Genomic DNA, 25659 nt, shown 5'->3' on the forward strand with positions numbered 1-25659 from the left:
CACTAACATGCTTGTAGTAAAAAGAGACGGTAGAAAAGAATCGGTAAAATTCGACAAGATCACAGCACGTATCGAAAAACTGTGCTATGGGTTCCAGCTGGTTGACCCAATTGATGTGGCAAAAAAGGTAATTGAAGGTTTATTTGATGGAGTAACCACATCAGAACTGGATAACCTTGCTGCCGAAACTGCCGCGTCACTAACGACGAAGCATCCTGATTATGCTTTGCTGGCATCGCGCATCGCGGTATCAAACCTGCACAAAAACACTATCAAGTCGTTTTCAGAAACCATGCGCATCCTGTACAATTACGTGGATGGCAAAACCGGTAAAAATGCTTCACTTATAGCCGATGACGTATGGGAAGTTATTGAGGCCAATGCCGAACTGCTGGATAGCACCATCATTTATGACCGCGACTTTGGTTTCGATTACTTCGGTTTTAAAACCTTAGAAAAATCATACCTGTTAAAGGTTGACGGTAAAATTGTTGAGCGTCCGCAACACCTGTTTATGCGCGTATCGGTAGGTATCCACAAGGAGGATGTAGAAAGCGCCATCAAAACTTACCATTTAATGAGCGAGCGCTGGTTCACACACGCTACGCCTACGCTGTTCAACGCGGGTACACCAAAACCACAAATGTCGTCGTGCTTTTTATTAACCATGAAAGATGATAGCATTGATGGTATTTACGATACTTTAAAACAAACTGCTAAAATATCGCAAAGTGCCGGTGGTATCGGTTTAAGCATCCACAATGTAAGAGCTACAGGCTCATACATCAGCGGTACAAACGGTACAAGCAACGGCATTATCCCGATGCTGCGTGTATTTAACGATACTGCCCGTTATGTTGACCAGGGCGGCGGCAAGCGTAAAGGCGCTTTCGCTATTTACCTTGAGCCATGGCATGCGGATATATTTGAATTTTTAGACCTGCGCAAAAACCACGGTAAAGAAGAAATGCGCGCCCGCGACCTGTTTTATGCCCTTTGGGTATCCGACTTATTCATGGAGCGTGTTGAGGCCAACGAAGAGTGGAGCCTGTTCTGTCCGCATGAAGCACCAGGCCTGGCCGATTGCTTTGGTGCCGAATTTGTTGAATTGTACACCCGGTACGAGAAAGAAGGCCGCGCACGCCGTACGGTTAAAGCACAGGAACTTTGGTTTGCCGTATTGGATGCCCAGGTTGAAACCGGTACACCATACCTGTTGTATAAAGATGCTGCCAACAGCAAATCGAACCAACAAAATTTAGGTACTATAAAAAGCTCAAACCTTTGTACCGAAATTATGGAGTACACCGATGCCAATGAAATAGCGGTTTGTAACCTTGCTTCATTAGCATTGCCACGCTACATCAGCAACGGCACATTTGATCATAATAAATTGTACGATGTAACTTACCAGGCTACTTTAAACCTGAATAAGATCATCGATCATAACTACTACCCGGTTAAAGAAGCCGAATACTCAAACTTACGTCACCGCCCTATTGGTTTAGGTGTACAAGGTTTGGCAGATACTTTTATTCAGCTGCGTATGCCGTTTGAAAGCGACCAGGCAAAACAACTGAACAAAGAGATTTTTGAAACCATTTACTTTGCTGCCATGACGGCTTCAAAAGACCTGGCTATAAAAGATGGCGCTTACGAAACGTTTAAAGGTTCGCCATTGTCAAAAGGTAAGTTCCAGTTTGATCTTTGGAATGTATCGCCTGCCAGCACCCGTTGGGATTGGGAAAACCTGCGCCTTGATGTAATGAACCATGGTGTACGCAACTCACTGTTAGTTGCACCGATGCCAACCGCGTCAACCTCACAAATATTGGGTAACAACGAGTGCTTTGAGCCATATACCTCAAACATTTACACCCGCCGTGTATTAAGTGGTGAGTTTATTGTAGTAAACAAATATTTGCTGCGCGATTTGGTTAACCTTGGTTTATGGACCCCTGCTATGAAAGATAAGATCATCACAGCAAACGGATCTGTACAGGATATCGCTGAAATACCTGCCGATATCAAAGAACTGTACAAAACAGTTTGGGAAATTAAGATGCGTAACATTATTGATATGGCTGCTGACAGGGGTGCTTATGTTTGCCAGTCACAATCATTAAACCTGTTCATCAACTCGCCAAACGCTTCCAAACTTACTTCAATGCACTTCTACGCATGGAAGAAAGGCTTAAAAACAGGTATGTATTACCTGCGTACACAAGCCGCTTCACAAGCTGTTAAGTTCACTGTTGAAAACCAGGGCGGATCAAACATGGAACCAGTTATCCCTGAGCATGTAAACCAGCTTGCTGATAACGTTCCGGAAGGCCCAAGCTGCTCAATGGAAGAAGGTTGCGTTACCTGTTCTGCGTAATCCTTTAGACAAAGGATTTTTGGACAAAAGATAAAGGACTATAGAAAAAGTCCATAAGCCACAGGGTTTATGGACTTTTTCTTTTGATGCATTTTGGGGGGGATAACGTATTGCATCATACAGCACAATTGTTTATATTTAATGACACTGATGTTTTATTAATTATTTCAACTTTCTCTACCTTCGCACATACCCATGGTCTATAGACCATGAACCATGAACTAAAAAATGCACCCAAAACACGAGATCATCCGTTGCGAACGCTGTGAGGCCCCTTTTGAATGTAAAGCAAATTCATTCACCAAGTGCCAGTGCAGTACTGTGCAGCTTACTCTTAACGAGGTGCAGTATGTGAGTGAGCTTTACGAGGGGTGCTTATGCGCCAATTGCCTGCTGGTTGTTCAGCAGGAGTATAGGGTTGGCATGGGGTTGGTATAATTGTAGATAATAATTATATTTGATGTATGACCACAATAACCATACAAGTTCCTGAAAAAGCCAGGGGAAAATTGTCGGCAATTGTAAAAGAATTGGGTGGCGAGATAATTTCTATTTCTTCGGATAAGGCAGCAGCAAAGAAGGCTAAACTTTTAAACGAGATAAAAGAAGGGTTGAAAGAAGTAAAGGAGATACGTAAAGGGGAAACAAAATCTTATTCGATCTCTGACCTTTTCGATTTCACCCTCGCATAATTCCAACCGGGCCACGACTAAACCCATGCAAAGTCATGCCGAATTTATTTCGGCATCCGGGGTAACTGGCATGTGTACATTTAGAAGCCGTTTAAATTTGATTCATTAATGTTTTTATACTTCTAATGAAGTACATTTCCACGCGTCATTGCGAGGTACGAAGCAATCCCAAACTATGCAGATCGGATTTGCAAAGCTACTCTGTAAATTGGGGATTGCTTCGTACCTCGCAATGACGGTCTATTTATATTCTATTGAATGAATCCTCTACAACACATCCCCCCATATACTTTTATCCTTTAGCATAATTTCGCGCAGCATACCAATCTGGGGCATGCCATGGTCGAGTACCTGGTCGTGGAATTTTTTGAGGGAGAAGCTGGCGCCCTCCTGTTTTTTGTAATCCTCGCGCAGTTTTAGTATTTCCAGCTTGCCAATGGTGTAAAACAGGTATCCGGGATCGAAGGTACCACGCAAGGCTTCCTGCCTTGATGGTTTATCGCCCTGGTACCAGTTATTCATAAAAAATTTGGTGCCCTCATCAACACTCATGCCCTGGGTATGGGTTTTAATGGATACACACAAACGGCAAAGCCTCAGCAATGCATCGCCCGATTGTGCCAAGCGATACTTAGCTGCCTTTACCGAATCGCCATTATGACCATAACCCTCATCAGCCATCATTTTTTCGCAATAGTGCGCCCAGCCTTCTACATAGGCGTAGCTGCCAAAGATCTTTTCAATTTTGGTAGCCGACGAGGCATTAAGGTGTAAAAACTGGGTATAGTGGCCGGGATATGCTTCGTGAATAGTCACGTTATCGGTAGTATAATAATCAAACTGCTTTAGCCAATCCTCTTTTTGTTGTGCTGTCCATTTGGGATCAACCGGGGTAATATAGTAGTAAGCCTCGGTTGCCTTTGTTTCAAACGGACCGGGCGTATCCATAGAAGCTGTGCCAGTAGCGCGTGCATATTGCGGGGTCTCTTCCACCTTAACCCTTACCGCCGATGGCATGGTTACAATGTTTTTATCGATCAGGAACTGCCTGATCTGCTCCAGGTTCTTTTTGGCATCGGGGATCAGGCTTTGGGCAGTTGGGTGGTCTTTTTGCAAATCGTGGTACACATCAACCGGTTTTTTATTGGGGTTGATGATCTTCGCGGCGGCATTAAATGATTCCTGTTCTTTTTTTAACTGCGTTAACCCTATCTGTAATACCTTATCGGGCGTAAGTTTAATGCCCTCGCTATACAGCAGCATTTTTTGGTAGCTGGCTGTGCCAATGGCATATTTATTATTTGCCTTGGGCAGCTTTTCTTTCTTCAGGAAATCAGCAAAATCGTTAACCGCTACAATGGCTGCCGCGTTAACTTTGTTGAAAGTTTTAATCAGCGTATCGTTCTTCACATCTTTCAGTGCTACTTTCAGGTCGCCGCCTAAAAACGCGGCCGAGCCTTGTGCTATCTGGATAGCGGTTTCTACATACGGTTTGGCTAAAGTATCGTTGAGGTTAAGCCTGGCATCGGCCAATAATTTGGGTGCCTGTTTTTCTATGGCGATGATGGATTTTACCCGCTCTTCTATCGGTGCAAAATTACGTTTCACATAAATGCTTACATCAACTATTCCCGCATAGGTCATAGGATTTTTGGTGTAGGTCCCCAGGTCCTCAAAAGTCCAGATCTCGCCTTTTATAGCCGAACGCAAAATGCGGTAATCATAAAACGCCTTTGGGCTCAAGGATGCAGTATCCGCACTGCTTAACTTCGCATCAAAATCTTTTAAACGGGCCAGTTCCTTATCTATAGAAGTTTTGCTGATATCCGTAACCTTACCATCATACTGGTGATATCCCAAAGCAACACCATAAGCCGGTCGCCAGGCCAGGTAGCCGTCAAGATAATCATCGGCCAGTTTTTGAAACGCGGCATCGCCCGAAAGCGCACTATCGCCGGAAGATTTAGGCTTACAGCTAATGAGGATACAAAAAGGAATGATCAGGAAGGCTAACTTTTTCATACAGAATAGATTTGAAAAAACCTAAGATAATAGTTTACCGGGGATTGGGCAAGGGTGCAATCGATACATAAATGATTTAACTGAAAACCAATTGTTTAAAACAATTATCAGCCAATATTATTATGTATATAAAACATACAACTATGAAAAAGAAATTCACCGCCATACTATTGCTTGCCGCAATGGTTGCCACTTTAGCTATAAGCTGTGCACCGCCCAAGAACATGCCGCACCCACCCAAGCCGCCAACACCGGCGCGATAAATATTGGGGCCTTTAACCTTAAAAGTTAAAGGCCTTTTTGTTGAATAATTAAAATAATCCCTGCCTGATTAATCCTTTTCATTAAAAATACATCATACATGTATACATCTTAATATTAGATGACGCATTAAAAATATATATCATGAAAAAGAGATTTGTTGCATTTGCACTATTAATATCAGCAGCAGTGGTATCAGTAACCTCAGGTTGCGTGGTACGCGATGGATACGGACACCACAGAGGTCATCATGACAGGTACCATAACGGATATAATAATGGCGGCGACCGTGGCCATGGCCATGATGGTTATAACCATTACTAATTTTTGAGTGTTGTTTTAGAGTGATTGATAGCAAGGCGGTGATCGGTTGGATCATCGCTTTGTTTGTTTACAGAACATTGTAAACGTTCATTTAAAAATCTGAAAGGAATACATACTTAGCCCGGCTATCTACAAAAAGATGGCCGGGCTATTTGGCTAAAACCGGGGCCGGGGTTTTGAAATTTATGCCCTTAAGTTTTATCGTACTCAAAACAAGCCGGCTAAAACTTTTTAAATTACTATTGATGTTAACTTATGTTGATAAAACCAGGCTTAGTTTTATACACGTATTATAAAAATGAGATTTATCTCGATTTAAATAGATTTTTTTTCGAAAAGGGGTATTTTAAAAAGTATCGGCTACAGTAGCCAAAGTTATTTAAAGAAGCATTTTTTGGGGTTATTGAGCCCTTCCCTCCACCCAATCAACCATTTACAAAACTTTTTCTACCCAATCCCTTGAAAATCAAAAAATACTCCGTACCTTTGCAGTCCTTAAAATAAGGATAAAACTGTAAATACAAAAAGGAAAAAATGCCTACTATTCAGCAATTAGTTAGAAAAGGTAGAGTAGCTCTGGTTGACAAGAGTAAGTCGCCAGCGTTGGACAGCTGTCCACAGCGAAGAGGAGTATGCACACGCGTGTATACCACTACCCCTAAAAAACCAAACTCAGCAATGCGTAAAGTTGCCCGTGTGCGCTTAACCAATGGAAAAGAAGTAAATGCTTACATCCCGGGTGAAGGTCACAACTTACAGGAGCACTCTATCGTTTTGATCCGCGGTGGTCGTGTTAAGGATTTACCAGGTGTACGTTACCACATCATCCGTGGCGCGTTAGATACATCAGGTGTTGCCGGCAGGAACCAACGTCGTAGTAAATACGGAACAAAACGCCCTAAACCAGGTCAGGCAGCTGCACCTACAAAAGGCGCACCAGCTAAGAAAAAGAAATAATTAAGGAGGATAGAAAGCAATGAGAAAGTCAAAACCAAAAAAAAGAATTATCCTTCCTGATCCAAGGTTCAATGATACCCTGGTTACAAGGTTCGTAAATAACATGATGTATGATGGTAAAAAATCTACCGCATACTCTATATTTTATAATGCAGTTGATATTGTTGAAAAGAAAACCAGCGAAAGCGGTTTAGAAACCTGGAAAAAGGCTTTAAACAATGTTATGCCAGCTGTTGAAGTAAAAAGCCGCCGTGTAGGTGGTGCAAACTTCCAGGTGCCAACAGAAGTTCGTCCGGAGCGTAAAATAGCTTTGGGTATGAAATGGCTGATCAGCTATGCCCGTCGTCGTGGTGAAAAAACCATGATGGAGAAATTAGCCGGTGAGATCATATCAGCAGCTAAAGGTGAAGGTGCAGCAGTGAAAAAGAAAGAAGATACGCATAAAATGGCTGAAGCCAACAAAGCGTTCTCGCACTTTAGATTCTAATTACAAGGATTACACCGATATAGAAAGGATTACACCGATTATATATTAAGGTTACACTGATTTATTATGATTGCGCCCACAGCGGTAAAATCAGTAAATCAGTGTAATCATTTTAAAAAGCCGGTGAAATCATAAAATAAAAAAAATGTCAAGAGATCTAAGATTTACAAGAAATATAGGTATTGCCGCTCACATTGATGCCGGTAAAACTACCACTACCGAGCGTATCCTTTACTACTCGGGCGTAAGCCACAAAATTGGTGAAGTGCACGAAGGTGCTGCCACCATGGACTGGATGGCACAAGAGCAGGAACGTGGTATTACAATTACATCTGCTGCTACAACAGTTAACTGGAACTACAGAGGTCAAAAATACCATATCAACATTATTGATACACCGGGTCACGTGGATTTTACCGTTGAGGTAAACCGTTCACTGCGTGTATTAGATGGTTTGGTGTTCCTTTTTAGCGCCGTTGATGGTGTTGAGCCACAATCAGAAACCAACTGGAGACTTGCCAACAATTATAACGTTGCCCGTATAGGTTTCGTTAATAAAATGGACCGTAGCGGTGCCGACTTTTTAAATGTTGTAAAACAGGTAAAAAGCATGTTAGGCAGTAACGCAGTACCATTGCAGTTACCTATTGGTGCTGAAGAGCACTTTAAAGGTGTAGTGGATTTGATTAACTGGAAAGGTATTGTTTGGAATGAGCATGATAAAGGTATGACCTTTACCGAAGTGCCTATCCCGGAGGATATGATTGAAGAAGCTACCGAGTGGAGAGAGAAATTATTGGAATCAGTTGCTGATTACGATGAGAGCCTGATGGAGAAATTCTTTGACGCTCCTGAAACAATTACTGAGCGTGAAGTGCTTGATGCTTTACGTAAAGCTGTTTTAGATGCCAAAATTGTTCCTATGGTATGTGGTTCATCTTTCAAAAACAAAGGTGTACAAACCATGCTTGATTACGTGATGGAATTGCTTCCTTCTCCTATGGATGTTGAAGGTATCATCGGTCATCACCCAGATACCGGCGAAGAAATTTTACGTAAACCATCTGAAAAAGAACCATTTGCAGCATTAGCGTTTAAAATTGCTACTGATCCTTTCGTAGGTAGGTTGTGCTTTATCCGCGTATACTCTGGTAATTTAGAGGCTGGTTCATATGTGCATAACATGCGTTCAGATAATAAAGAGCGTATTTCACGTATATTCCAGATGCATGCTAACAAGCAAAACCCTATCCCTAACGTAGGTGCAGGTGATATTGCAGCGGTAGTAGGCTTTAAAGATATTAAAACAGGTGATACCCTTTGCGATGAGAAATTCCCGATCATCCTTGAATCGATGAATTTCCCTGACCCGGTTATCGGTTTGGCTATTGAGCCTAAAACTCAGGCTGACGTTGATAAATTAGGTATCGCTCTTGGTAAATTATCTGAAGAGGATCCAACTTTCCACGTAAAATCTGACGAAGAAACCGGCCAGACTGTAATCAGCGGTATGGGCGAGCTTCACTTAGATATCATCATGGATCGTTTGAAACGTGAGTTTAAAGTAGAGGTTAACCAGGGCGCGCCACAAGTTGCTTATAAAGAAGCAATTACAGGTACCGTTCAGCACCGCGAAACTTACAAGAAACAAACCGGTGGTCGTGGTAAATTTGCCGATATCCAGGTTATACTTTCACCAAACGATGAAGGTAAAGAAGGTTTACAGTTTGTGAACGAAATCAGCGGTGGTTCAATCCCCCGTGAGTTTATCCCATCTGTTGAAAAAGGCTTCGCGGCTTCAATGGCAAACGGTGTATTAGCCGGCTTCCCGTTAACCAGCTTAAAAGTACGTTTAATTGATGGTTCGTTCCACGCGGTCGATTCAGATGCGCTATCTTTCGAGTTAGCAGCTAAGATGGCTTACCGTGAGGCATTGCCAAAATGTAAACCAGTATTGCTTGAGCCGATCATGAAAATCGAGATCCTTACCCCTGAAGAAAACATGGGTGATGTTATCGGTGACATGAACCGTCGTCGTGGCCAGCTTTTAGGTATGGATTCACGTGCAGGTGCACAGGTAATTAAAGCTACTGTACCACTTTCAGAAATGTTTGGTTATGTAACCCAGTTACGTACCATCACATCTGGCCGTGCTACTTCAACCATGGAGTTTGATCACTATGCTGAAGCGCCACGTAACGTACAGGAAGAAGTAGTTGCCAAAGTAAAAGGCAAAAAAGCTGCTGCAAACGCGTAATTATAATTTGAAGATGGGTGATTTGAAAATTTGAGGATGCTTTTTTAATTTTCAAATCTTCAAATTACCAAATTTTCAAATACAACAATAAACAATCAATTGCCCTAATAAATAGCTCTTAGGGTGATTAAAATCAAATTAACATGAGCCAAAGAATCAGGATCAAATTAAAATCTTACGATTACAACCTGGTAGATAAATCTGCCGAGAAGATCGTAAAAACAGTAAAGCCAACAGGCGCTGTAGTTAGCGGACCACTTCCGTTACCAACCGAAAAGAAAATTTTCACCGTTTTACGTTCACCACACGTAAACAAAAAGGCACGTGAGCAATTTCAATTATGCTCATACAAGCGCTTATTAGACATTTACAGCTCGAACTCGAAAACTGTAGATGCCTTGATGAAGCTTGAGTTGCCGAGCGGCGTTGAAGTTGAAATCAAAGTTTGATAGATGCCCGGCCCACTGAAAGGTGTGGGACAACATAAAAAAGCACCATCCGGTTTCGGGTGGTGTTTTTTGTTTTTGCAGATTATATCTCTCGCCCACCGCCATACGAGTATCCACCAGGGTAATCCTGGAAAAAAAGGTGATGACGTGATTTTTTGAATCGTCATTGCGAGGAACGAAGCAATCCCCAATAAGCAGGTGCGCTTGCAAATTCGCCCTGTGTAGTTGGGGATTGCTTCGTCGTTCCTCCTCGCAATGACGATTTTTCATATTGATGGTCAGCAACTTACAGTCACGTCATTATAAGGCACGAACGGTTTAATCTCGCTACTTGATACTGACTACTTACTACTAAAAAGGGCGATGCCTGCGGCCCGGGCTCTATGCTCATACTGCACAGGTCTTAGCCACGTTGGCCGGTATCCGCGCCGATCCCTATCGCAAAATTTTGTCTGAACGGGAATTTTCAGAATTAGAGAATTAACAGAATCTCAATTCAAGGAATTCTAATGATCCCACAAATTCCGGTTCAGACAAACTCATTTTCAAATTTTCAAATAATTGCCATCATCTGCACATCTGTAATCTGAAATCTGCACATCCTTAAGAAACATGCTGCGGCAGCTGGCTCATGTCCATATACGCAAACTCCCATAGGTGGCCGTCAAGGTCCTGGAAACCCCAGCCGTACATCCAGCCATGGTCTTGCTTGTCGTTTGGTGTGGTGGCACCGGCGGCAACTGCTTTGGCTATCATTTCGTCCACTGCTTCGCGACTATCTAATGAGATACAGTTAATGGCTTCGGTTACCTTTGTAGCATCGGCAATTTCTTTTTTGGTAAAAGTTTTAAAGGAAGGCTCCGTTATCAGCATAAAGAAAATGGCATCGCTTATGACTAACGAGCCGGCTACTTCGTTGGTAAACTGCGGATTGAAGGTATAACCCAGGCTGGTAAAAAATTCGATTGATTTGTTAAGGTCTTTAACCGGTAGGTTTACAAAAATTTGAGTTGCCATGATAGTTTGTTGTTAAATGTTATGATACAAATGTAAATCCATACACCCAAACCCATGCGGTGCAAATACGACAATTAAAGGGCGATTACTGACAGCCTTACCTACACCCCTATTTGCTTGCGCACTTTGGCCGGGAGCTTTGCTGCAATCAGCCGGTAAGATTGCTTGATGTAAAACTCCCAGTCGTGGACGCTCAAACAGCCGATATCAGCTATATGCACCCATTTATACCTGCCGATATAAGCCTGGGGCGAAAAGCAGTCTTTTTGCAGGGTTTCCTCAAAATCATCATCCGGTACTTTTACAGATGCAGTTGGCGGCACCGAATCGGGCCCGGTAAACAGGAAAGTTTTACCGCCTACATTGAAACATAAATGCTCGCCCAGTTTAATGTCTTCGGTAACGCCTGGCAGTTTATGGCAAATGGCTTGTATGGTTTCTATAGTCATAACTATCAGGTTATATTTCGGGTTCCATTGACTACCTTTAGTTCAATGTACGAATGATTAGAACATAAAACAAATCTTCTACTCGTAAACCGGGCGGTGCTGCTCATACCAGATAGCGTTTACGCGTGAGGCCAGAATACCAGAGCGCAGATTACAAACAGAAAACCAAAAACTAAACAAAAGATAAATATGGCCACAGAAAATTTAAAGGATGGGGACGAATGCAAAGTTGTTGGAGGAACACATATTGGAAAATCTGGCAAAGTGAGCGATATAAACACGAGTAAAACAGGACATATTACCATTACCGTTAAACAAAAAAACGGTGTAAGATTCAAAACTTTAGCAAGGCATGTAGTGGTGGTAGCTGAAGGAGATTCCTGATATTTTATAACATTCTCTTATTCAATGGCTCAGTATGTTCGGCCCGCACCGAACGCATCACCACATTGATGGGGATTGTAAGGCCCATCGCCAAATTATGGCTGCAATTCTTTCTCAACTATTCTATCATACCCCAGCCTCAACAGTTGCATGGCATAATTTACATCTGTTTCGGTACACATATAAAAACTTATCCATCCCGTATTTTTAAAAGAGTGGTGCTCCCCAACCCTACTATCTTCAAGCATCAATTGGGCTTTTATCTTTCGGTTAAGCAGCATATCCAACAGACCGTTGCTGTGAATATGCCCTACTTCTTTACCGCTGCAGTTGATTTGCAGACCGCCATATTTATGGGTACTTATGCTGATGCCGGGCCAGCGTAAGGCTTGGGCTTCAATCTCATCTATCCAATCAAGCATGTTGGGTTTTGTTAGCAGCATGTAAATCTTGAGCCAACCATCAAACAGTATACCCAAACCTGGGACAAATTTCAAAAAGCCTAAATACCTGATAACAAAAGAAAACATATTATTCTACCTCGCTCAATTGCTTAATATGATCCATTACACGCAAATGCACATTGCGGGTGATGCTTTTAGCCCAGATATCATAATACCAAACCGGGAAAACGTACAAGCGGTACCAGCTGTTGCCTGTAAGCGTTGTGGTGCCGTTGCCGTTATCCTTCAATAAAAACTGGCCGCGCAAAATATCAATATGCCCCATGATCTCCGGGTCGCGGGGCTGGTTGGTGATGTCAAAGGTGAGGTTTTTATGCTCATCATAAGTTACTATTTTCTCATCAAACACATAACCGTTGCTAAAAATGCATTTCCGCTTAGCGCCCAGGTAATAGCCTTCGGCGGTGGATTCAACCGGGCTCGGCATACCTACCCGGAAAAGCCAGTATTTATCAGGAGCTGTTATTCTTTTGTAAGCAACCACATGTTTCCATACTTCTCTTACAGGAGCATTGATGGTAATTTGATCAGACACCTCGTTTTCGTAATGATGGGTAGATAAGGAATCCGAAATAAAAAGCAGCAGTAACACAGTAACCAGGCTTACGTTAAGGGTATCATTATTCCGGCGGAAAATTGCCCGCCCAATAAGCGAGCCTAACAGGATGAAAGTAAATAACAAGGGCGAAACGATGATCAAACAAATCGACCCTTCTTTTAAAAAACCAATACTTAGTATAATTCCTATCATACCATTTACCAGCGAAGCACCCACCAGTTGACGGGTAGACAATTCGAAATAACGCATAAACCAGGTGTAAACAACCCCCATGAGCATGGGGATGATGACAAACTCGGCATATACGAATACGTTGGCATCGTGCAGCAATAGCACATTAAGCCCAATTAATGCAAAGGCTGTGATGTTGGCAAAGGCATAGCCCTTCACTTTGGCTATTTCAATTTTTTCCATGACAATACGGTTTAGAGGTTTCTTAAAATTATAAATATGCAGCCAAGGTAATATATTTTTTTGTTATTTATTAAATATTCTAAACTTTCAATAAAAAAAATAAGTTTATTTTTATTGATGCTGGATAAATACTGATATCATTCCTATTTCCAAAAAATCCCTCGAATGGCGAATGGTTTTTTTGGAAACCCGGGGCACTTTTTGTATATTTGTGTATACCCGATAGATGCACAATCCTCACTCAAAAAAACTGTGCTGTTTTCTTTAATAAAAGCATCTAAAATCCAGAAAGCACAGCACAAGCATCTAATTATTAGATACTTAATACAAAAACTCAGGTATACCAAAGATTACTCAAAGGTGTATGAAAAGTGCTGCAAAGGTATGCGGTAAGGTATCTGAAAGGTGCATGAAAGGTGTCGCATCGGTGCATCAAACCGGGCATCCAAATATCATCCCAAAGCCCCATTCAACCCCATCAACATTTTGACAATCCCTCCACCCACCATCCACCCCAAAATACCTATCTTTGCCCCTATTAATTGACGACCCATTATGCTTAAAGGATTTTTTAATGTCCCGGCTCCTGTAAACGAGCCGGTTTTAAACTATGGACCCAGAAGTTTAGAGCGTGTAGCCCTTAAGGCTGCTTTAGACGAAGCCCGCGCGCAGCAGTTAGATATACCCATGTACATTGGCAGCAAGGAAGTTCGCACCGGCACAAAGCTGGAAATTCGTCCGCCACATGATCATAAACATTTATTAGCCACCTTTAGCGAAGGTGATGCCAGCCATGTTACCGCCGCCATTGATGCGGCCCTTGCTGCCAAAGCCGATTGGGAAAACCTGCCCTGGGAGCAGCGTGCCGCCATATTTTTAAAAGCCGCCGACCTGATTGCCGGTCCGTACCGTGCTGCTATAAACGCCGCTACCATGCTTGGCCAATCCAAAAACGCTTACCAGGCCGAGATCGATTCGGCTTGTGAGCTGATAGATTTTCTGCGTTTCAACGTAGAGTACATGACCGAGATCTATAAGCAACAGCCTCCCGTATCAGGCAAAGGCGTTTGGAATCGTGTGGAGCAACGCCCACTGGAAGGTTTTGTATTTGCTTTAACACCTTTCAATTTTACAGCTATAGCAGGTAATTTACCTGCATCGGCAGCTATGATGGGGAATGTTGTGGTTTGGAAACCTGCTTACACGCAAATCTACGCTGCCAACGTGATCATGAAGATCTTTATAGAAGCCGGTGTACCTGCTGGCGTGATCAACCTGATTTATGTTGACGGCCCCGTTGCAGGAGAGGTAATATTTAACCACCCCGATTTTGCTGGCATCCACTTTACCGGCTCAACCAAAGTGTTCCAGAACATCTGGCAAACAATAGGCACCAACATTCATAAATATAAAACTTACCCGCGCATTGTGGGCGAAACCGGTGGTAAAGATTTTGTACTTGCCCACCTAAGCGCCAATGCCGATGTGGTAAGTACCGCTCTTGTGCGCGGCGCGTTTGAGTACCAGGGACAAAAATGTTCGGCTGCTTCCAGAGCTTACGTACCAGCCTCTTTATGGCCTGCGGTAAAAGCCAATATGCAGCGTGATATTACATCGTTCAAGATCGGCCCGGTTGAGAATTTTGAGAATTTCATTAATGCAGTGATCACCGAGGTATCGTTTGATAAACTCGCTAAATACATTGATGCTGCCAAGACTGATGAAGGTGTTGAAGTTGTTGCCGGTGGCAGCTATGATAAAAGCAAAGGCTGGTTTATTGAGCCAACTGTGCTAAAAGTTGAAGACCCCTACTATGTAACCATGTGCGAAGAGCTTTTCGGGCCCGTATTAACCATTTACGTGTACGAGGACGATCAATTTGATGCGGTGCTTGACATTGTAGACAAAACATCTATCTACGCGCTTACAGGCTCTATTATATCGCAGGACAGGTACGCTATTGCCAAAGCGACACAACATTTACGTAACGCAGCTGGAAACTTCTATATCAACGATAAGCCAACAGGAGCTGTTGTTGGTCAGCAGCCATTTGGCGGCGCCAGGGGATCGGGTACTAACGATAAAGCCGGTTCTATGATCAACCTGTTACGCTGGGTATCTCCCCGCACCATCAAAGAAACTTTTGATCCGCCAAAGGATTACAGGTACCCGTTTTTGGCGAAGGAAATATAAGCCCCCTCTAAATCTCCCCCGGTTGGGGAGACTTTTGAAAAAAAGCGATGAATTTTAAACTCATCACTTTTTTATTTTTAAAGCCCTCCCTTCCGGGGAGGGTTGGGTGGGGCTGCCCCCCTATTTAAACTTAAACACATCGCCCAAATTGGCATTGTCGCTGGTGCTTACCTTCATATCCTTAATTTTACCGGTGCTGATGCTGTAAACCCAACCATGTACAGCCAATTCCTGGCCTTGTTTCCAGGCATTTTGTACAATAGAGGTTTTGCACAGGTTGTAAACGTTTTCTATTACATTTAACTCTACCAGGCGGTTAGTACGCTCCTCTTCGTTTTCAACCGCGTCAAGTTCATCGGCATGCAGGCGGTAAACATCTTTAATATGGCGTAGCCAATTGTCTATCAAGCCGTATTCATTGTTACTCATGGCTGCTATAACGCCACCACAGCCGTAATGACCGGTTACAATAACATGTTTTACCTTTAATACATTTACAGCATAATCCAGTACCGATAACATATTCATATCAGAATGAATAACCATGTTGGCAATATTACGGTGCACAAAAATTTCACCCGGCGAAGTATTGGTGATTTGGTTGGCCGGTACGCGGCTATCGGCACAACCAATCCAAAGTACCGGTGGCGTTTGCCCATTGGCAAGTTTTGCAAAATACTCAGGGTCTTCGGCTAATGTATCGGCAATAAATTGCTTATTGCCATCTAACAGGCTCTCGTAGGTGATATGGCTGGTATCGTGTATTAACTTTTTAGCGCACATAGTTTTTTAGTTTATCAGTTAGGAAGATTTTTTATACTGGTTCGTTTTCGTCGTCCAAAACACACGGGTTATTTTGTGCAATGCAATGGGCGAAAGATCATAATACAATATTGTAAGCAAAATTAATGGTATGAAGTAAAAAATAGCAAACTCGTACAGGTTAAATAAAAACCCACCTGCAATCGCCCCGATAAAATAAAAAGAAAGCACTGTAAGGCGCACCATTATTTTATTACGGATAACAGTAGTTTTTTCGACATTAGGGTGCAACCACTCAGATACATCACCTCCCAGGTCGGTAAACAAACCTGTTAAATGGGTTGATTTGATGAGTCCGCCCGATATGGTTGATACCAGGCTGTTTTGCAATCCCATCGAAAATATGATAACTCCTATAACTATTTCGCGTTCCAGGTCCGTCTCTTTATAAAAGTTATGCCCGTATACAGCAACAAATAACAGCAATATAATTTCGATAATGATTGGTGTGGAGTGCGCCCGGTAACGGCTTTTACGCTCCAGCGATCTCACAATAAAGTTGGATAAGAATGCTCCGGCAAAAAACAACAGCAGCCAGATAACAAACACGGTGATCTCCCTGAAATTCTGCTCAACAATATGTTTGGCCAGGTTGGCTACATGCCCGGTGATATTGGAGGTAAAAGCTAAAAAAGCCACCATCCCCGCAACATTGGTAACGCCCGATACAAATGCCGTTGACGACGCAAGCAATAGGTTTTGTTTAAGGGTACGATCTTCTTTTGATTGCCTTAGCATAATAAACGCTTTATTAAAACCGTCTAAAAATAGGATAAAAATTTAGTGGATTGTGCAATCAGCAGGTAAAAGACTTAGTTTTTAAATGGCGAAGCCCTCAATGGGGCCAACAACAATATTATCGAGTTAAACTTTGTAAGTCTGGATATCAAGCACAGTTGTCCCGAATTTTATCTCGCCCCATAGGACAAGTCGCAAACAGGTAAGGTGAATACCCAGCATGTAGGATGCTGAAACAAGTTCAGCATGCCTTTTTATTAAGCAAAAAACCCCGGCCATTTTTATGAACCGGGATTAATCAAACATAATAAACCTATCTGTGTCAATCAAACACAGAAAAGCTATCTCCATAAATATTAATGCGAAGTCACGGCCTCAAGACTATCCAGTTCATACACATAACCTAAATTATGCGGGTTGCTGCTGCTTACTTTAATATCCTTCACCAGGCCAGTACCCAAGTCGATAACCCAACCGTGCACTTCAAGATCGTGGCGTTCCATCCAGGCGTTTTGGATGATGGATGTTTTACATAAATTGTATACCTGTTCGCTCACATTAAGCTCAACAAGGCGGTTCAGCTTTTGAGTTTCATCGGTAATGCGATCAAGCTCATGACTGTGCAGGCGGTACACATCTTTAATATGACGCAGCCAGTTGTCAATCAATCCAAACTGTTTGTTACTCATGGCCGCAGCCACTCCGCCACAACCATAATGCCCTGCCACTATCACGTGTTTTACCTTAAGCACATTTACTGCATAATCCAGCACACTCAGCATGTTCATATCCGAGTGTACACATACGTTGGCAATGTTGCGATGCACAAACACTTCGCCCGCTTTGGTGCCGGTAACCTCGTTAGCTGGTACACGACTGTCTGAGCAGCCTATCCACAACACCTGCGGATTTTGGCCTTTTGCCAGGTTTTTAAAAAAATCGCCGTCTTCTTTTAGCTTCCGTTCTACCCACTCGGCGTTACCGCGGATCAACGCTTTATAACTATCTTTTTGGGCCAGTGTTATGTTATTGATATCAATTACCGGTTTGTCGTTCTTTTTATCTTCTATAAGTGCCATGATTTTTCTTAGTTAGGGTTATACATTAATTCTTTTAAAGGAGGTATATCGTACTTCTCCTTCATATCAAGTAATTGCACAACTATGCCTTTTGTATAGGCGTTATGCTTGTAATTGTGGATGATCTCCAACACATCCGGATCTATGTAACGCGAATTTGATGCATCAATGATCACATCGGTACCACTTGGCAAGCTTGTTAAAGTGATTTGTATTGCCGCTTTATTTAAAAAGGAAACCTCTTCGGCAAGTTTGATGATGATTACATTTTTATTGCCATTTTTGATGATCTGGTAAAAATAAGGGTTGCGCAAATTGGTGCGCAGGATATAAAAGATCCCTACCAGCATACCAATGCCAACTCCAATCAACAAATCCGTCAAAACAACAGCCACTATAGTTACCACAAAAGGAATAAACTGGTTTAAACCTAAATGCCACATGTGCTTAAACAGCGATATGCGGGCCAGTTTATAACCCGTCATGAGCAGGATGGCTGCCAAACATGATAGCGGTATAAGGTTGATAAGCGTAGGGATAAACAATAGCGATACCATCAGCAACGAACCATGAATCACCGCACTTGTTTTGGTACGGGCACCGGCATTTACATTTGCCGATGAACGCACTATAACAGCTGTCATGGGCAGGCCACCTAATAGCCCGCTGGTGATATTCCCGATCCCCTGTGCTACCAGCTCACGATTTGTTGGCGAAATTCGCTTAATCGGGTCAATTTTATCAACGGCCTCCAAACTCAATAGTGTTTCCAGGCTGGCTACAACGGCTATGGTAAAGGCTGTTATCCATACCTGTTTGTTACCTATCGCATGAAAATCAGCTGTTTTAAATAAAGCAAAAAATTCACTACTGCTATTTACTATTGGTATCCGCACAAACTGTTTATCAAGCAAGGCAAAACCGGTACCCGCAAAAGCCATACTCAAACCAATACCGGCTAATACTACTAATAAAGGTGCTGGTACCATGGCCAGTTTTTTAAATCTTGGCCAATAGATCATCAGCGCCAATGAAACCAAACTGATTATCACAGCTCCGTAGTTGATCTTAGCTACTGCACCCAGTATGCTCGAAAATGTATTATGCTCATCTGCCTGGCTAAAGCTTTCATCGCCCTCAAAACTGGCATCGTAACCTACTGCATGCGGAAATTGCTTCATGATAAGGATGATACCAATAGCGGCCAGCATCCCCTCAATTACTGCCGAAGGGAAATAGTTGGCTATAACTCCTGCTTTTAAAACGCCAAGCAACATCTGGAAAGCACCGGCCAGCACAAGGGCCAGCAAAAATGTTTCGTAGGAACCAAGGCTGGTTATGGCATTTAATACAATAACCGTTAAACCAGCCGCCGGACCAGCCACGCTCAATTGCGAACCACTTAATGAGCCTACAACTATACCACCAATAATACCTGTTAGTACACCCGCAAACAGCGGCGCACCCGAGGCTAATGCTATACCCAGACATAATGGTAAGGCTACTAAAAATACTACAAGGCTTGCCGGAAGATCTCTTTTTAAGTTTTTGGGCAAAAAATATTTTTTCAGGTTAAGACTGCCCATGGCAAACCCACCTTGCTTAATTGACATAAGAATTGTGTTTGAATGAAAATTTAAATGAATTGTAAAGCGTTACACTCCGGATAAGTAATTATCCGGATAATTCATTTAAACGTTTGGAGGCGGGGTGGGTACTATCGGGTGGTAAACCTGTTTGTATAGCGAATGTTCCTGGTTGTGGAGTACTTTATCTTCTACTATGAATGTGATAAAGGCTACACTATGTAAATCGTATGCGTCAAAAATCTTTTTCTCCTTAAAAGTATCCTTATCAGGCGAATCTTTTTCAGCTTTTGACTCCTGCTCCAATTGCAGGATAACCGAGCTCACGGCTTTGCAGTCAAGGTAAAAAAATACGGGAGCAAGCGATATGGCCATCTTTAATACAAAGACACTCATAAACATTGCAACTACCAGTATTTTAAATTTCCTGATCTTCATTATTACAAAGATAGACAAAAATCGATCTTTAAAGCATGTTATAGCAGTTTTACCCACATCTTACAATTAAATTACTATTTTTAAGGTGTTACAAACAACCTGAATTGTGGATAAAAAGCTAAAAGTATTAAGACAAAAACGCCAAAAGGCATTTGAAGGCGGCGGAACATTACGCATTGAAAGTCAGCATAAAAAAGGGAAACTAACCGCCCGCGAACGTTTGCATTTTTTAATGGATGACGGCTCGTTCCAGGAGATCGGAATGCTGGTGACCCACCGCTCAACCGACTTTGGAATGGAGAAAGAAAAATATCCCGGCGATGGCGTTGTAACCGGTTATGGCACCATAAATGGCAGGTTGGTTTATGTATTTTCGCAGGATTTTACCGTTTTCGGCGGGTCGCTTTCCGAAACTCATGCCGAAAAGATCTGCAAGATTATGGACCTGGCTATCAAAAATGGCGCTCCGGTTGTAGGGCTAAATGATTCTGGAGGTGCACGTATCCAGGAAGGTGTCGTTTCATTAGGCGGCTATGCCGATATATTTTACCGCAATACCATGGCATCGGGTGTTGTGCCACAAATCTCGGCCATTATGGGGCCCTGCGCAGGCGGAGCAGTATACTCCCCGGCCATTACCGATTTTATTTTAATGGTTGAGAGCACTTCCTATATGTTTGTAACCGGGCCAAATGTGGTAAAAACGGTTACGCACGAGGTGGTAACTTCCGAAGAGCTTGGCGGCGCCACCACCCACGCCACCAAATCGGGTGTTACACATTTTGCCTGTACCAATGAAATAGAAGCCATCCAAAACATCAAAAAGCTGCTTAGCTATATGCCGCAGAATTGTGAGGACCGGGCTCCTGCTTTACCCTACGAAATCGGCAATGAACTTCGCCCCGAACTGAACACGCTTTTGCCCGGGATTGCATCAATTCCTTATGATATCCGTGAAATTATTGATCATGTGATAGATACCGGATCATTTTTAGAGATCCACAAGGATTTTGCCGAGAATATTGTGGTCGGCTTTGCCCGCCTTGCAGGTCGTAGTATTGGCATTGTAGCTAATCAGCCGGCATTTTTGGCCGGCGTTTTGGATATTAACAGTTCAACCAAAGCGGCACGCTTTGTGCGTTTTTGCGATAGCTTCAATATACCATTGCTGGTGTTTGAAGATGTACCCGGTTTTTTACCCGGTACCGACCAGGAATGGAACGCAATTATCACCAATGGCGCTAAATTATTGTACGCCTTTTGCGAGGCCACTGTTCCACGCATTACAGTAATTACCCGGAAGGCCTATGGCGGGGCTTATGATGTAATGAACTCCAAACACATTGGTGCCGATATGAACTATGCCTGGCCATCGGCCGAGATTGCCGTAATGGGCGCCAAAGGCGCTGCCGAGATCATTTTTAAACGAGAGATCAGCACGGCTGAAGATAAGGAGGCCAGCTGGAAAGAAAAGGAGCAACTCTACTCCGATACCTTTGCCAATCCATACCGCGCAGCCGAACGTGGTTTTATTGATGAAGTAATTGAACCTGCAGAAACCCGCATTAAACTCATCCATGCATTTAAAATGCTGGAGAATAAAGTAGTAAATAACCCAAGGAAAAAGCACGGGAATATTCCGTTGTGATTTCGGATATCGGATTTGAGATTTCGGAATTACTTATTTTTGAATTGCTTGTTTAACTAAGATCAAACATTTCCAAATACTAAAATGCAAAATGGCCAAATCCGAAATTGAACATCCGAAATCCGAAATATCGATCGAGCAGATCCGTCCCGAGCTTACCTGGCGATTACGGCAACGGATATTGTACCCTGCTCAAAGATTGTATGAGATGGAAATGGATGAAGATAACGAAGGCCTGCATTTTGCAGCGTTTAAAAATAACGCCATTGTTGGCGTGGTATCCCTGTTTCAAAAGGGTGATGATTTCCAGTTCCGTAAATTTGCGGTTGATGAATCTGTACAGGGGATGGGTATTGGAGGCCAGTTGCTAAATCACATAACAAATTTTGCAGTTACAAACGGAGGCAAACGTTTATGGTGTAATGCCCGCTTATCGGCCATAGCGTTTTACATAAAAGCTAACTTTAACCAATCGGGCCGGCTATTCTCCAAACATGGTTTTGATTACGAGATATTGGAGAAGGTAATTTAAATGTGCAGGTATCAGATGTACAAATGAGGTCTGAACCTGAATTTACCGAATTAATGAATTAACAGAATGCCGCCTATAATTCTGCCCATTCGTAAATTCTTAAAATTCAGGTTCAGACAAAATCTGCACATCTGAAATCTGCACATCTGCAATATCTGCATATCAAAATTACTCTTTCATTAAATCAACAATAAGCGCCTTTGCATATTCATTCTGATTTTTCTCGTTCGATAGTTTGGCGGTTTTAAGCGCTTCTTCAATATCGCCCTGTGCTTCGTAAACAACCGCCAGGTTATAAGCTGCTTTACTGGCCAGCTTTACGTCGGTGCCATCAATCAAAGGATTAAGGACCTTAAAAGCCAAATCAAACTTTCCGGCTTTTATCTGCGCCACACTTGATTCAAGCGGACCGCTATCGGCATAAAGCGGTCTGTCATTTGATATTGAAAAAGGGAGATAATCTTTAAGGGCATCCAAAGTGGCTTCCCGTGCAGCCGCATTTATAGCCGGGATACTACCATTTATAGTAGGGTGAAAAAACAGGGAGGCAAACCCACCAGGATAACCTTCATTGTTTTGCGGAACATCGGCCATACCACTCAGTTTTTTAAAGTACAAGCCATTACTTTCATACAATGTAAAACCGGTTTTAACCTTGGTAGTATAATAAACAACCTGGTTACCATCATATATCGAGTTATCTACATAAATACCCGTGTTAAAATTATCCAGCGTTAAAACATAATGCGCCTTATATTTAGCAGCCAGCATTTTTACCGAATCGGTGCTTACCGCTAAATTTAAAGAATCAGCCAGCTTTATGGTGTTCACCCCCTTTAAATACTTCAGCTGATCTGCAGCTGTAGCAATAGCTGTATAGGCTCCAGCCTTAAACGCAGCCTTTTTCCTATTGTCCCTTACCTTTATAGAATCGGGCTTAAAACGATTAATTATTACAATGGTAGTGGTATCATGCCTGAAGCCCAGCTTAGGACCATAATTAACAGGCACGGTAACATACTGCGGCACGCTGCATGATACTAAAAGGACACTTATTAGTATAAAAAATGGGGCAAATCGTTTCACGATATGGTATGAATTAGGTAATAAAGATCAAAATTATTGTAAATAACCCGGATTTGCAGATTACTGTATAACTTACAGTTAATGACAAATAATTAATCAAATGGTTTAATTCACCAAATAATTAAAAAAACATCAATTCAGGACATTGAAGTATTAAATTTATAATAAAAACACTTATTTATTTCCATTATGGCAAGTTATTTTGTGCATTATCAGTCACTTTATTATATTTGCTTATTGCTCAATGTAAGGTTACTAAAAAAACATGGCTAAAAAAAAATCTGATTCCGCTTCACATATTTCAATAGTAAACGAAACTTCACTGTCTTTTTTCGAGAAATATATTAATAACCCCTCACCTACCGGCTTTGAATGGAAAGGCCAGGAATTATGGCTCGAATATTTAAAGCCTTATATTGATGATCATTATGTGGATAATTATGGTACTGCAGTTGGTATCATTAACCCAAAAGCCGATTACAAGGTAGTTATTGAGGCACATGCCGATGAAATATCGTGGTTTGTAAACTATATTACCAGCGATGGTTTAATCTACGTGATTCGCAACGGAGGCTCGGACCACCAGATAGCTCCGTCAAAAAGGGTGAACATTCATACTGATAACGGTATTGTAAAAGCGGTGTTTGGCTGGCCTGCTATCCACACCCGTTTAGGCGGCGAAAAAGAGGAAGCTCCAACGCTGAAAAATATTTTTTTAGATTGCGGTTGTACCTCTAAAGATGAGGTAGAAAAATTAGGCATCCATGTTGGATGTGTTATTACCTATGAGGATGAATTCATGATCCTTAATGATCGTTATTATGTGGGCCGGGCACTGGATAACCGTGCCGGTGGCTTTATGATTGCCGAAGTTGCCCGTTTACTTAAAGAGAACAATATAAAATTACCATTTGGCTTGTATATCGTAAACGCCGTACAGGAAGAGATTGGCTTACGTGGCGCCGAAATGATAGCCCACAAAATTAAACCAAATGTAGCCATCGTAACCGATGTTACGCATGATACCCAAACTCCAATGATCAATAAGATAACCCAGGGCGACCTGGCGTGCGGTCGTGGCCCGGTAGTATCATACGCTCCGGCGGTACAAAACAACCTGAATAAGCTGCTCATCGAAACAGCACAAAAAACAGGGGTCCCTTTTCAGCGCCAGGCTTCGTCACGGTCCACAGGTACCGATACCGATGCATTTGCCTACTCAAATGATGGTGTACCATCGGCGTTAATATCCTTACCGCTCCGTTATATGCATACTACTGTCGAGATGATCCACAAAGAGGATGTTGATAATGTTATCCGTTTGATATACGAAGTTTTGTTAAACATTAAAGCGGGGCAGGATTTCAGATACATCAAATAACATAACCATCAAAACAATTTCAACCCTAGGCCATTCCCTTATACACCATTAATAGATATTAGTAAATAAATGCCCCACATACACACTCTATGAAACCCACACTACTTATTTTGGCCGCAGGTATGGCCAGCCGCTACGGCAGCATGAAACAGGTTGACGGCTTTGGCCCCAACGGAGAAACAATTATCGATTATTCGATATACGATGCCATTAAGGCAGGTTTTGGCAAAGTTGGCTTTATCATCCGCGAGGAATTTGCGGACAATTTTAAAGCGATATTTGAACCCAAACTGAAAGGCCGTATTGAAACGGACTACATTTTTCAAAGTTTTGATCTGAAACCTTTCGGTATCGATAAAATCATTGAACGTGCAAAACCATGGGGCACTGCCCACGCGGTACTTGCTGCCCGCAACCAGGTAAGCGAACCTTTTTGTGTGATTAATGCCGATGATTTTTATGGTTACGATTCGTTTGAAAAAATGGCCAAATTTTTAACCACTGAAGTTGCGGATGATACCTATTCGCTGATAGGTTACCAGATAGACAGAACCCTTTCTGACTATGGATCTGTATCCCGTGGTGTTTGTAAAGTTGATGATAAAGGTAACATGGTCGAGATCAACGAGCGTACCGAGGTTTACTTTAAAGAAGATGGCAGCGTTGCCTATAAAGATGCCACCGGCGAGCATGCACTGAGCAATGATACCCGTGTATCTATGAACTTTTGGGGCTTTACTCCTGCTGTTTTTGGCCAAAGCGAGGAAATGTTCAGGGAATTTGTTGCCGCGAATGAAGAAAATCCAAAATCGGAGTTCTTTATTCCTTTAGTTGCAGATGAACTGATAAAAACAGGTACGGCATCGTTTAAAGTTATCCCTACCGGATCAAAATGGTTTGGAGTAACTTATAAAGAAGATAAGCCTATTGTACAAAAGAGCATATCAGAACTGGTAGCCAATGGTACCTATCCCGAAAAACTTTGGGATTAAAAGTATAAAACCAAAAAATCCCGCTTATTATGGCGGGATTTTTAGTTT

Annotated in this window: 26 protein-coding genes; 15 read left to right on the forward strand and 11 right to left on the reverse strand. The window is 42.3% G+C overall.

The genetic code is table 11. The annotated features are described in order from the left end of the window. The first annotated feature begins 7 nt into the window (after positions 1 to 7). The 3 genes from AC1DO4_RS04895 (at position 8) to AC1DO4_RS04905 (ending at position 3072) form a co-directional block, all read left to right on the forward strand. The gene (locus AC1DO4_RS04895) at positions 8 to 2380 is read left to right on the forward strand and encodes a ribonucleoside-diphosphate reductase subunit alpha (RefSeq protein ID WP_477413509.1); all 2373 of its coding nucleotides are present in this window, start codon (positions 8 to 10) and stop codon (positions 2378 to 2380) included. Positions 2381 to 2608: 228 nt separating this feature from the next. Then, on the forward strand, positions 2609 to 2818 hold the full coding sequence (locus tag AC1DO4_RS04900; RefSeq protein ID WP_477413511.1) for a cysteine-rich CWC family protein: 210 nt from the start codon (positions 2609 to 2611) through the stop codon (positions 2816 to 2818). A gap of 26 nt (positions 2819 to 2844) precedes the next feature. Continuing rightward, the gene (locus AC1DO4_RS04905) at positions 2845 to 3072 is read left to right on the forward strand and encodes a hypothetical protein (RefSeq protein WP_477413513.1); all 228 of its coding nucleotides are present in this window, start codon (positions 2845 to 2847) and stop codon (positions 3070 to 3072) included. 267 nt (positions 3073 to 3339) lie between these two features. Here the strand turns inward: AC1DO4_RS04905 and AC1DO4_RS04910 are convergent, their stop codons facing one another. Beyond that, positions 3340 to 5094 carry a DUF885 domain-containing protein gene (locus AC1DO4_RS04910; protein WP_477413515.1) on the reverse strand — a complete coding sequence of 585 codons (1755 nt, stop codon included), beginning with the start codon at positions 5092 to 5094 and terminating at the stop codon, positions 3340 to 3342. A 91-nt stretch (positions 5095 to 5185) separates the two neighbouring features. On the opposite strand from AC1DO4_RS04910, the gene AC1DO4_RS04915 reads away from it, so the two are divergent. From AC1DO4_RS04915 to rpsJ, 6 genes are all read left to right on the forward strand, one after another. Then, positions 5186 to 5386 (forward strand): hypothetical protein, encoded by a 201-nt coding sequence (locus tag AC1DO4_RS04915; protein ID WP_477413517.1) that lies wholly within the window; start codon positions 5186 to 5188, stop codon positions 5384 to 5386. A 113-nt stretch (positions 5387 to 5499) separates the two neighbouring features. Continuing rightward, positions 5500 to 5679: a hypothetical protein gene (locus tag AC1DO4_RS04920; RefSeq protein WP_477413519.1), complete on the forward strand. Its 180-nt coding sequence runs from the start codon at positions 5500 to 5502 to the stop codon at positions 5677 to 5679. Positions 5680 to 6213: 534 nt separating this feature from the next. Further along, a complete protein-coding gene (rpsL, locus tag AC1DO4_RS04925; RefSeq protein ID WP_067190071.1) occupies positions 6214 to 6636 on the forward strand; it encodes a 30S ribosomal protein S12 in 423 nt (140 codons plus the stop codon). 19 nt (positions 6637 to 6655) lie between these two features. Then, on the forward strand, positions 6656 to 7123 hold the full coding sequence (gene rpsG / locus AC1DO4_RS04930; RefSeq protein ID WP_076377343.1) for a 30S ribosomal protein S7: 468 nt from the start codon (positions 6656 to 6658) through the stop codon (positions 7121 to 7123). 145 nt (positions 7124 to 7268) lie between these two features. Next, positions 7269 to 9380: an elongation factor G gene (fusA, locus tag AC1DO4_RS04935; protein WP_477405420.1), complete on the forward strand. Its 2112-nt coding sequence runs from the start codon at positions 7269 to 7271 to the stop codon at positions 9378 to 9380. 143 nt (positions 9381 to 9523) lie between these two features. Then, positions 9524 to 9829: a 30S ribosomal protein S10 gene (gene rpsJ, locus AC1DO4_RS04940; RefSeq protein ID WP_022830652.1), complete on the forward strand. Its 306-nt coding sequence runs from the start codon at positions 9524 to 9526 to the stop codon at positions 9827 to 9829. 603 nt (positions 9830 to 10432) lie between these two features. Here the strand turns inward: rpsJ and AC1DO4_RS04945 are convergent. After that, positions 10433 to 10846, reverse strand: a complete 414-nt coding sequence (locus AC1DO4_RS04945; RefSeq protein WP_477413521.1) for a VOC family protein — start codon at positions 10844 to 10846, stop codon at positions 10433 to 10435. 101 nt (positions 10847 to 10947) lie between these two features. After that, a complete protein-coding gene (locus AC1DO4_RS04950) occupies positions 10948 to 11295 on the reverse strand; it encodes an MmcQ/YjbR family DNA-binding protein (RefSeq protein WP_477413523.1) in 348 nt (115 codons plus the stop codon). Between the two features lie 189 nt (positions 11296 to 11484). On the opposite strand from AC1DO4_RS04950, the gene AC1DO4_RS04955 reads away from it, so the two are divergent. Beyond that, positions 11485 to 11679: a KOW motif-containing protein gene (locus AC1DO4_RS04955; RefSeq protein WP_477413525.1), complete on the forward strand. Its 195-nt coding sequence runs from the start codon at positions 11485 to 11487 to the stop codon at positions 11677 to 11679. Positions 11680 to 11774: 95 nt separating this feature from the next. Here AC1DO4_RS04955 and AC1DO4_RS04960 read toward each other — a convergent pair whose 3' ends face one another. Continuing rightward, positions 11775 to 12176: a luciferase domain-containing protein gene (locus tag AC1DO4_RS04960; RefSeq protein ID WP_477413527.1), complete on the reverse strand. Its 402-nt coding sequence runs from the start codon at positions 12174 to 12176 to the stop codon at positions 11775 to 11777. Between the two features lie 34 nt (positions 12177 to 12210). Beyond that, entirely contained in the window at positions 12211 to 13116 is a 906-nt protein-coding gene (locus AC1DO4_RS04965; RefSeq protein ID WP_477413529.1) for an SRPBCC family protein, read from the reverse strand. A gap of 555 nt (positions 13117 to 13671) precedes the next feature. On the opposite strand from AC1DO4_RS04965, the gene pruA reads away from it, so the two are divergent. After that, positions 13672 to 15309 carry an L-glutamate gamma-semialdehyde dehydrogenase gene (pruA, locus tag AC1DO4_RS04970; protein WP_477413530.1) on the forward strand — a complete coding sequence of 546 codons (1638 nt, stop codon included), beginning with the start codon at positions 13672 to 13674 and terminating at the stop codon, positions 15307 to 15309. Positions 15310 to 15429: 120 nt separating this feature from the next. Here pruA and can read toward each other — a convergent pair whose 3' ends face one another. The 5 genes from can to AC1DO4_RS04995 form a co-directional block, all read right to left on the reverse strand. After that, positions 15430 to 16092: a carbonate dehydratase gene (gene can, locus AC1DO4_RS04975; RefSeq protein ID WP_477413532.1), complete on the reverse strand. Its 663-nt coding sequence runs from the start codon at positions 16090 to 16092 to the stop codon at positions 15430 to 15432. Between the two features lie 18 nt (positions 16093 to 16110). Beyond that, on the reverse strand, positions 16111 to 16869 hold the full coding sequence (locus tag AC1DO4_RS04980; RefSeq protein ID WP_477413534.1) for a YoaK family protein: 759 nt from the start codon (positions 16867 to 16869) through the stop codon (positions 16111 to 16113). 356 nt (positions 16870 to 17225) lie between these two features. Continuing rightward, complete coding sequence (locus AC1DO4_RS04985; RefSeq protein WP_477413536.1) at positions 17226 to 17948, reverse strand: carbonic anhydrase; 723 nt, start codon at positions 17946 to 17948, stop codon at positions 17226 to 17228. Positions 17949 to 17956: 8 nt separating this feature from the next. Next, on the reverse strand, positions 17957 to 19561 hold the full coding sequence (locus tag AC1DO4_RS04990) for a SulP family inorganic anion transporter (protein WP_477413538.1): 1605 nt from the start codon (positions 19559 to 19561) through the stop codon (positions 17957 to 17959). A gap of 78 nt (positions 19562 to 19639) precedes the next feature. Then, positions 19640 to 19972: a hypothetical protein gene (locus tag AC1DO4_RS04995; RefSeq protein WP_477405452.1), complete on the reverse strand. Its 333-nt coding sequence runs from the start codon at positions 19970 to 19972 to the stop codon at positions 19640 to 19642. Between the two features lie 106 nt (positions 19973 to 20078). Between AC1DO4_RS04995 and AC1DO4_RS05000 the strand changes: the two genes are divergently transcribed. Continuing rightward, the gene (locus AC1DO4_RS05000; RefSeq protein WP_477405454.1) at positions 20079 to 21620 is read left to right on the forward strand and encodes an acyl-CoA carboxylase subunit beta; all 1542 of its coding nucleotides are present in this window, start codon (positions 20079 to 20081) and stop codon (positions 21618 to 21620) included. Between the two features lie 91 nt (positions 21621 to 21711). Then, a complete protein-coding gene (locus AC1DO4_RS05005; protein WP_477413540.1) occupies positions 21712 to 22152 on the forward strand; it encodes a GNAT family N-acetyltransferase in 441 nt (146 codons plus the stop codon). Between the two features lie 168 nt (positions 22153 to 22320). Here AC1DO4_RS05005 and AC1DO4_RS05010 read toward each other — a convergent pair whose 3' ends face one another. Further along, positions 22321 to 23238 (reverse strand): DUF6340 family protein, encoded by a 918-nt coding sequence (locus AC1DO4_RS05010; RefSeq protein WP_477413542.1) that lies wholly within the window; start codon positions 23236 to 23238, stop codon positions 22321 to 22323. A gap of 265 nt (positions 23239 to 23503) precedes the next feature. On the opposite strand from AC1DO4_RS05010, the gene AC1DO4_RS05015 reads away from it, so the two are divergent. Beyond that, on the forward strand, positions 23504 to 24619 hold the full coding sequence (locus AC1DO4_RS05015; RefSeq protein ID WP_477413544.1) for a M42 family metallopeptidase: 1116 nt from the start codon (positions 23504 to 23506) through the stop codon (positions 24617 to 24619). 89 nt (positions 24620 to 24708) lie between these two features. Continuing rightward, positions 24709 to 25611, forward strand: coding sequence for a nucleotidyltransferase family protein (locus AC1DO4_RS05020; RefSeq protein WP_477413546.1), 903 nt, complete (start codon positions 24709 to 24711; stop codon positions 25609 to 25611). Positions 25612 to 25659 lie beyond the last annotated feature (48 nt).

Source organism: Mucilaginibacter sp. P5_A6, assembly GCF_056400585.1.

What these genes read in the sequence shown, in the direction of transcription:
- rpsJ (WP_022830652.1), top strand. Translation starts at nt 9,524, where the DNA reads ATGAGCCAAAGAATCAGGATCAAATTAAAATCTTACGATTACAACCTG.
- can (WP_477413532.1), bottom strand. Translation starts at nt 16,092, where the DNA reads ATGTGCGCTAAAAAGTTAATACACGATACCAGCCATATCACCTACGAG.
- AC1DO4_RS04990 (WP_477413538.1), bottom strand. Translation starts at nt 19,561, where the DNA reads ATGTCAATTAAGCAAGGTGGGTTTGCCATGGGCAGTCTTAACCTGAAA.
- rpsL (WP_067190071.1), top strand. Translation starts at nt 6,214, where the DNA reads ATGCCTACTATTCAGCAATTAGTTAGAAAAGGTAGAGTAGCTCTGGTT.
- AC1DO4_RS04980 (WP_477413534.1), bottom strand. Translation starts at nt 16,869, where the DNA reads ATGCTAAGGCAATCAAAAGAAGATCGTACCCTTAAACAAAACCTATTG.
- AC1DO4_RS04900 (WP_477413511.1), top strand. Translation starts at nt 2,609, where the DNA reads ATGCACCCAAAACACGAGATCATCCGTTGCGAACGCTGTGAGGCCCCT.
- AC1DO4_RS05020 (WP_477413546.1), top strand. Translation starts at nt 24,709, where the DNA reads ATGAAACCCACACTACTTATTTTGGCCGCAGGTATGGCCAGCCGCTAC.
- AC1DO4_RS04965 (WP_477413529.1), bottom strand. Translation starts at nt 13,116, where the DNA reads ATGGAAAAAATTGAAATAGCCAAAGTGAAGGGCTATGCCTTTGCCAAC.
- fusA (WP_477405420.1), top strand. Translation starts at nt 7,269, where the DNA reads ATGTCAAGAGATCTAAGATTTACAAGAAATATAGGTATTGCCGCTCAC.
- AC1DO4_RS04995 (WP_477405452.1), bottom strand. Translation starts at nt 19,972, where the DNA reads ATGAAGATCAGGAAATTTAAAATACTGGTAGTTGCAATGTTTATGAGT.
- AC1DO4_RS04950 (WP_477413523.1), bottom strand. Translation starts at nt 11,295, where the DNA reads ATGACTATAGAAACCATACAAGCCATTTGCCATAAACTGCCAGGCGTT.
- AC1DO4_RS05005 (WP_477413540.1), top strand. Translation starts at nt 21,712, where the DNA reads ATGGCCAAATCCGAAATTGAACATCCGAAATCCGAAATATCGATCGAG.
- pruA (WP_477413530.1), top strand. Translation starts at nt 13,672, where the DNA reads ATGCTTAAAGGATTTTTTAATGTCCCGGCTCCTGTAAACGAGCCGGTT.
- AC1DO4_RS04920 (WP_477413519.1), top strand. Translation starts at nt 5,500, where the DNA reads ATGAAAAAGAGATTTGTTGCATTTGCACTATTAATATCAGCAGCAGTG.
- AC1DO4_RS04955 (WP_477413525.1), top strand. Translation starts at nt 11,485, where the DNA reads ATGGCCACAGAAAATTTAAAGGATGGGGACGAATGCAAAGTTGTTGGA.
- AC1DO4_RS04945 (WP_477413521.1), bottom strand. Translation starts at nt 10,846, where the DNA reads ATGGCAACTCAAATTTTTGTAAACCTACCGGTTAAAGACCTTAACAAA.
- AC1DO4_RS05015 (WP_477413544.1), top strand. Translation starts at nt 23,504, where the DNA reads ATGGCTAAAAAAAAATCTGATTCCGCTTCACATATTTCAATAGTAAAC.
- AC1DO4_RS04910 (WP_477413515.1), bottom strand. Translation starts at nt 5,094, where the DNA reads ATGAAAAAGTTAGCCTTCCTGATCATTCCTTTTTGTATCCTCATTAGC.
- rpsG (WP_076377343.1), top strand. Translation starts at nt 6,656, where the DNA reads ATGAGAAAGTCAAAACCAAAAAAAAGAATTATCCTTCCTGATCCAAGG.
- AC1DO4_RS04985 (WP_477413536.1), bottom strand. Translation starts at nt 17,948, where the DNA reads ATGGCACTTATAGAAGATAAAAAGAACGACAAACCGGTAATTGATATC.
- AC1DO4_RS04895 (WP_477413509.1), top strand. Translation starts at nt 8, where the DNA reads ATGCTTGTAGTAAAAAGAGACGGTAGAAAAGAATCGGTAAAATTCGAC.
- AC1DO4_RS04905 (WP_477413513.1), top strand. Translation starts at nt 2,845, where the DNA reads ATGACCACAATAACCATACAAGTTCCTGAAAAAGCCAGGGGAAAATTG.